Below are 5,461 nucleotides of genomic sequence, written 5' to 3'. Positions count from 1 at the left end.
TTTTGATCGTTTCCATATGCTCTTTTTCGCTCCAAAGACAATTAGCCAGCAATAAAACGTCCGCAGGTAAAACCTCGCTCCTATCGTTTAAAAATGCGGCGATTTTTAAGATATGGGCTAAATTTTTCCAGCGTCTATCCGAGATATAGATAGGGGTTTGATTTTCTTGTAAAGTTTGCTTGTCGTTTGCTTTTTGAAAGCTTTGCCCGTCATAGTCCATATTCTCGTCTTGATCGTTTTTTGGTATTAAACTTTTCTATATTTTCTCTAATTTCTTTTATTGCTTCAAGGCTTTGGGGGCTAAATTTGACCGAATAACCGCCAAAAGGACGTTTGATAGGATATGTTCGCACTCAAAAAGTCCGCTAGAGATCGAAACGATGAGATTTGAAATTTTGTTTTTATACATCGGCTTCCTTTTTAGATCTTAGAAAATTTAACGTATTACTGCGACAAGTTGCGTCGCAAGGAAAAAATTAGCTAAAATACGTCAAATTGAAACAGAAAGGATTAAAATGCGCTCTCACGATAAAATCGGATTTAGGCTATCTCGTATCTTAACCAGACTAAACGACGGTGCAAGGCTAAGCATAGAAGAGCTCGTGGAGGAATTTAGCGTAAATAAAAGGACTATTTTAAGAGACTTTGAGCGGCTTAGTATCCTGCCTATCCAAAAAGAAAACGGCAAATATTTTTTAGAGGAGTGCGCTCTTGGCAAACTAGGCTTTAAAGACATAAAAGCTTTTGCCGCGCTAATCGGTGCAAGATCGCTATTTCCCGAGCTAGACGATAGATTTATCAGCGACGTTTTAAACTATAAGCTAAACAAGGCCTATCTAATCAACAACCTATGGTTTGAAAGTATCCAAATTTCAAGGAATGATTTTGAAGCCGTGAGTGCGGCCGTAGTAAAAAACCGTATCATAGAGTGTGAATATAACGGTAAAGATCGCAAACTAAACCCGTATAAACTGATAAACAATAGCGGTATATGGTATCTGCTAGCAGACGACGAAGGCAAACTAAAAAACTTCACTCTCTCTAAAATAAAACACATAAAGATAAAGGGCGATACTTTCTCTGTAAACGCCGAGTTTTTAAAACGTATTGAGAAAAACGATACAAACTGGTTTTCGGATGATAAATTTAAGGTTACGCTTGAAATCAAAAACGAAGCTATGGAGTATTTTAAGAGAAAAGAGTTTTTGCCAAATTACGAAGTAGTGCGAGAGGATGAGCACAAAATCATCATAAGTACGGAAGTAGCTTACGACGACGAGATACTACGGGTCGTAAAATACTGGCTACCGTTTATAAAGATAGTCGAGCCTTTAAATTTGAAGGATAAATTTGAAAATTTGCTTAGGGATTATTTGAAATGACATAACCTGTCATCTCTTTTTGCTAAGCTTTATTAAAAATAAATAATAAAGAAAGCAAATGAGAGAAAAAATTTTTAATTTACTTGAAGCGATTTCAAAAGGCTTACACGAGCGTGACGATATAGTAGCAAAAACTCTTTTGGCTACTATTGCCGGACAAAGCGTATTTTTATATGGACCGCCAGGCACTGCAAAAAGCTTAATAGCAAGACGTATAAATTTAGCTTTTAAGGATGCGGCGTATTTTGAATATCTTATGCAAAAATTTTCAACGCCAGACGAAGTTTTTGGACCAATAGACATAAAATCTCTAAAAGAAGGCAAGTATGTAAGAAATACTCAAGGGTATCTACCGAGCGCAAATTTTGCATTTTTAGATGAAATTTTTAAAAGTTCGCCAGCTATACTGAATACACTTTTAACTATCATAAACGAAAAACTTTTTAAAAACGGCAACGAAAACGTAAGGGTGCCCTTGTATACTCTTATTACAGCAAGCAACGAAACACCAAATATCGGTAGTGGGCTAGAGGCTTTATACGATAGATTAAATATGAGACTTTTTGTCGAGCCTTTGCAAGACTGGAATAACTTTGTAAAGCTAATAAGCGATGAAAATGATGAGCCTCATATAGATGAAAATTTAAAAATTACCGTAGAGGAGCTTGATGTCTTGCGGCAAAAAGCTAAAAACATTAAATTTTCCTATCAAAGTTTAGAAATTATAAAGTTAATAAAATCAAAACTAAACGATTTAAGTAATCCTATTTATATATCTGATAGAAGATATAAAAATTTAGCTCAAATATTAAAAATAGCAGCTATTTTATCAGATAGGGATGAAATTTTACCTATTGATACGTTTATACTTGCGGATTGTTTATGGAATAATAAAGATGAAATCAAAGAAGTTAAGCGTATAGTAAAAGAAAGCGTTTATACCGTTGTTTGTCCAGATATAGATTATACATTTTTAGATGAATTTAATGAAATTTATAAAACTTTTTATGAGTTGTTTTTCTATCAAGATGATATATATAAAACCAAAATAGTTAATGATAAAATTTGCTACGAATTTGAGCTTTTAATAAATAGATTTAATGATGAGAATGATAAGGTAAATGTCAAATTTTATATTCCCATAGACGAACATAAGGGCATTAAAAATCCGCTGGATGCGGGCGGTCAGCCGCAAAGGAGACTAGTTTATGCCTATCATGATGGTAATTTTAAGGTAGGAATAGACAGAGGCGCTTATGAATGCGGATGGGATTCTGGGGCGGCTTACAACGATCATACAAGCATAGTTAGAACCTTTTGCCCAACTATCTTGTATAAAAAGGGCGATATGATAGCCATAAAGGACAGCAAAAGGAAGCAGTTAATGAATATATCAAAAACTGCTCTTAAAAAGATGGACCAGATGATAGCTGGTACGAATAGTGAACTTGCCAGTATTAGAACTAACGGTTATATGTTTTTGGCTAAAGACGAGATAGATAGCTTTATTCAGGTAAATATTAGCCTTCTTAATAAGCAAAAGCATATAAGGCTAAAAATTTCACGCTTTATAAAAGATTTACAAGGACATAAAATTGCGTAATTATGAAGAATTTTATAGCTCTTTGCTTGAAGATTTTAGAAAAGACGTAGGCGAGCTAGATGATGTCATAATGGCAGATATAAATAATTATTTAGCTAGCGAACTTGATGCCATAAAGTCTGCATGTGAAAATAATCCTTATAAAACATTAGATCCAAGGATAATGGATATAAAAAGGAGCATAATGTATGGTCAACAAGATACCGTAGATATTCAAACCGATATTGAACTAGTCAGAATTCTTTTAGGAAATGAGGAGGCTAAAAATTTTAAAGAACAGTTAAATATGCTTCCTGAAATAGATTTTGGAAGAAGATATAAACGTTTAGAAATAAGAAAGTATATGCTTGATAGATGCGAGCAGATATGGTGGCAAAGATGTGCAAATAAAAATTTACAAAGCATACCCGATATATTAAATGAAAAAATTTATGAGCTAAAACTAATGTATGCAATTTGTCGGCCATGTAAATTTAGGCCACAAGGATTTTTACAAAATCATGATCCTGGAGATAGAATAGGAAAACTTACCACTTTTTTGAATATAATAGGTTCATCAAATAAATTAAGGCAAATATGCGAAATTATCGGTAGAGGCGAAGGCATAAAAAATGAAAACATAACTTTTTCAAATAGTAATTCAAAGCTAAATAACTTTAAAGAACAATTTGGCGGCATTAAAATTTCAAATGAAATCGAAAATATTGTACCGTCTGAACTTGCATTTTTAAGTGAAGATTTACATATTATTTTTGATATGAAATTTATTGAGAAAAAACTATTGTGCTTTGAAAGTCAAAGCGAGGTCAAAAATATAAACAGCGGTTTTAAAATGCCGAATGTAAGACAAAAAGGACCTGTGATGCTTGTGGTGGACGGTAGTTATTCTATGCAGGAAAAAGAAAATACGGCAAAAAGCATAGCCTTTTTAGTGGCTACTATCGCCAAACGCGAAAAAAGAGCTTGCTATCTTGTGTGTTTTAATACTCAGATAAAAGCTTATGATTTAAGCGGTCATAAATGGCATGACGAACTGATGAAATTTTGCCTTACTAAATTTGACGATGGGACAAACTTTAAAATAGCTATCAAAAGGGCTTTGGAACATATCAAAAATGATAAAAATGCCGATGTCTTAGTTGTTTCTGATGCATTGTTTGATATAGACGACGAGATAAGAAATATATCAAAAAATATAAAATCAAACGGTTCAAATTTATATGCAATTATACTAGGTGATGAGGGAACCGTAAAGTTAAATGAAATTTTTGATAAAATTTGGAAACTGTAATGTACGACTTTGATAATCAAAGCATAGGCGATATGAACATTAATATAGCCATGTCAAGATATGAAATGGCTAGAAGCGATCTTTTTAATTTAGTTTATTCCTTGGGGCGTAAATTAAATGAAGCCGATATCTCAGTGGTTTCTTTAGATGCTAACGCGAAAAAAGATATGCAAGATATCTATACTTTACTAGATAATCAAACGAAGAGTTGGAAAAAGATTTATTATGCCCAATGGATAGATGAATTTGCTAGTGTCATTAAAGATGTTCATAAAATTTTACGCATATACGATAGGTATTTTAACGAGCGCGACTTACAAGAAGCAACCCAAGTACATGACATATCTAAAAGAATAGTAATGATAAATATGTTAAGCGATAATAAATTCGATAGAAATGCTAAACTAGATTTGTTGATTTGTTTTAGGCGATTAAGTCATATTTTAAATTTGGATATCGTAGCGATTATATTTATCAGATTAATATATTCTGTGATGGGCTTTTAAAAGGGTTTTAGGGATTATCCCTAACGAGGTGTTTTTGTCTGATCTGTCATACAAAAAGTATCCTCGCCCAGATAAGAAAATTTTGATTGTTACCATTTTATTAGCCATATCTCCGGAATAAAAATTTGAGATTTATATAATAATTATCCGTTTGTCTAATTTAGATTAAGCGGTTGCTGTTAAAAATATTAAGGATTTTTGGTTATTCGATTTTTGTAAAAATATTTGGCTCTCTTTAACTTAAGCTCACGCAAAGGAGTATTAAGTTACGATGAGAGCTATGAAAAATAAATATATCTATCATTCCCGAATTTCAGAGAAGAAATTTAGTGAAATTCTCAAGCATATTGCGCAAGATATAGAGACTACTAAAATAGCAAATTTAACCGGAATTTCTAGAATTTCTATCAACAAAATTCTAAAAAATATCAGAATTTTAATGGCTAAAGAGTGTGAAAAGATATCTAAGTTTTCAGGCGAGATTTCCAGCTCGCAAGCTCGCCTAGAAGCTTTGCTTTGAAATAGATGAAAGTTACTTTTACTTCGCTTTGCTCGTAACTGCGAGCAGAACGGAGCTAAAAGAGTAATAGGTCTTGTGCTTGCACTCTCTTTGAGAAAAGAGGTAGAGGCGCAGCAAATAAAACTCCAGTGTTTCTATTTCGCTACGCTCATAGCTGTA

The 5,461-nt window shown here is 33.0% G+C and carries 5 protein-coding genes and 2 pseudogenes; 5 read left to right on the top strand and 2 right to left on the bottom strand.

Annotated features, from left to right (window positions below; genetic code table 11):
• Nucleotides 1-220 (bottom strand): annotated as a pseudogene (locus RYL88_RS11125) (hypothetical protein); the annotation flags it as partial.
• A gap of 57 nt (nucleotides 221-277) precedes the next feature.
• Complete coding sequence (locus RYL88_RS11120; protein ID WP_314991312.1) at nucleotides 278-409, bottom strand: hypothetical protein; 132 nt, start codon at nucleotides 407-409, stop codon at nucleotides 278-280.
• Between the two features lie 106 nt (nucleotides 410-515).
• Between RYL88_RS11120 and RYL88_RS11115 the strand changes: the two genes are divergently transcribed.
• The 5 genes and pseudogenes from RYL88_RS11115 to RYL88_RS11095 form a co-directional block, all read left to right on the top strand.
• On the top strand, nucleotides 516-1,382 hold the full coding sequence (locus tag RYL88_RS11115) for a WYL domain-containing protein (protein WP_314991310.1): 867 nt from the start codon (nucleotides 516-518) through the stop codon (nucleotides 1,380-1,382).
• Between the two features lie 58 nt (nucleotides 1,383-1,440).
• Nucleotides 1,441-2,985, top strand: coding sequence for an AAA family ATPase (locus tag RYL88_RS11110; RefSeq protein ID WP_314991308.1), 1,545 nt, complete (start codon nucleotides 1,441-1,443; stop codon nucleotides 2,983-2,985).
• Nucleotides 2,978-4,276, top strand: coding sequence for a hypothetical protein (locus RYL88_RS11105; RefSeq protein ID WP_314991306.1), 1,299 nt, complete (start codon nucleotides 2,978-2,980; stop codon nucleotides 4,274-4,276). The genes RYL88_RS11110 and RYL88_RS11105 overlap by 8 nt, the downstream gene beginning before the upstream one ends.
• On the top strand, nucleotides 4,276-4,782 hold the full coding sequence (locus RYL88_RS11100) for a hypothetical protein (protein WP_314991305.1): 507 nt from the start codon (nucleotides 4,276-4,278) through the stop codon (nucleotides 4,780-4,782). Before RYL88_RS11105 ends, RYL88_RS11100 begins: the two co-directional genes overlap by 1 nt.
• 271 nt (nucleotides 4,783-5,053) lie before the next feature.
• A pseudogene (locus tag RYL88_RS11095) lies at nucleotides 5,054-5,266 on the top strand (IS1595 family transposase); the annotation flags it as partial.
• Between the last annotated feature and the right edge of the window lie 195 nt (nucleotides 5,267-5,461).

Source organism: uncultured Campylobacter sp., from assembly GCF_963517995.1.
Lineage (GTDB): Bacteria > Campylobacterota > Campylobacteria > Campylobacterales > Campylobacteraceae > Campylobacter_A.
This window is presented reverse-complemented; position numbering and strand designations above follow the sequence as displayed.

Coding starts and splice junctions, on each gene's coding strand:
- RYL88_RS11120 (WP_314991312.1), bottom strand. CDS start 409: ATGTATAAAAACAAAATTTCAAATCTCATCGTTTCGATCTCTAGCGGA.
- RYL88_RS11100 (WP_314991305.1), top strand. CDS start 4,276: ATGTACGACTTTGATAATCAAAGCATAGGCGATATGAACATTAATATA.
- RYL88_RS11110 (WP_314991308.1), top strand. CDS start 1,441: ATGAGAGAAAAAATTTTTAATTTACTTGAAGCGATTTCAAAAGGCTTA.
- RYL88_RS11115 (WP_314991310.1), top strand. CDS start 516: ATGCGCTCTCACGATAAAATCGGATTTAGGCTATCTCGTATCTTAACC.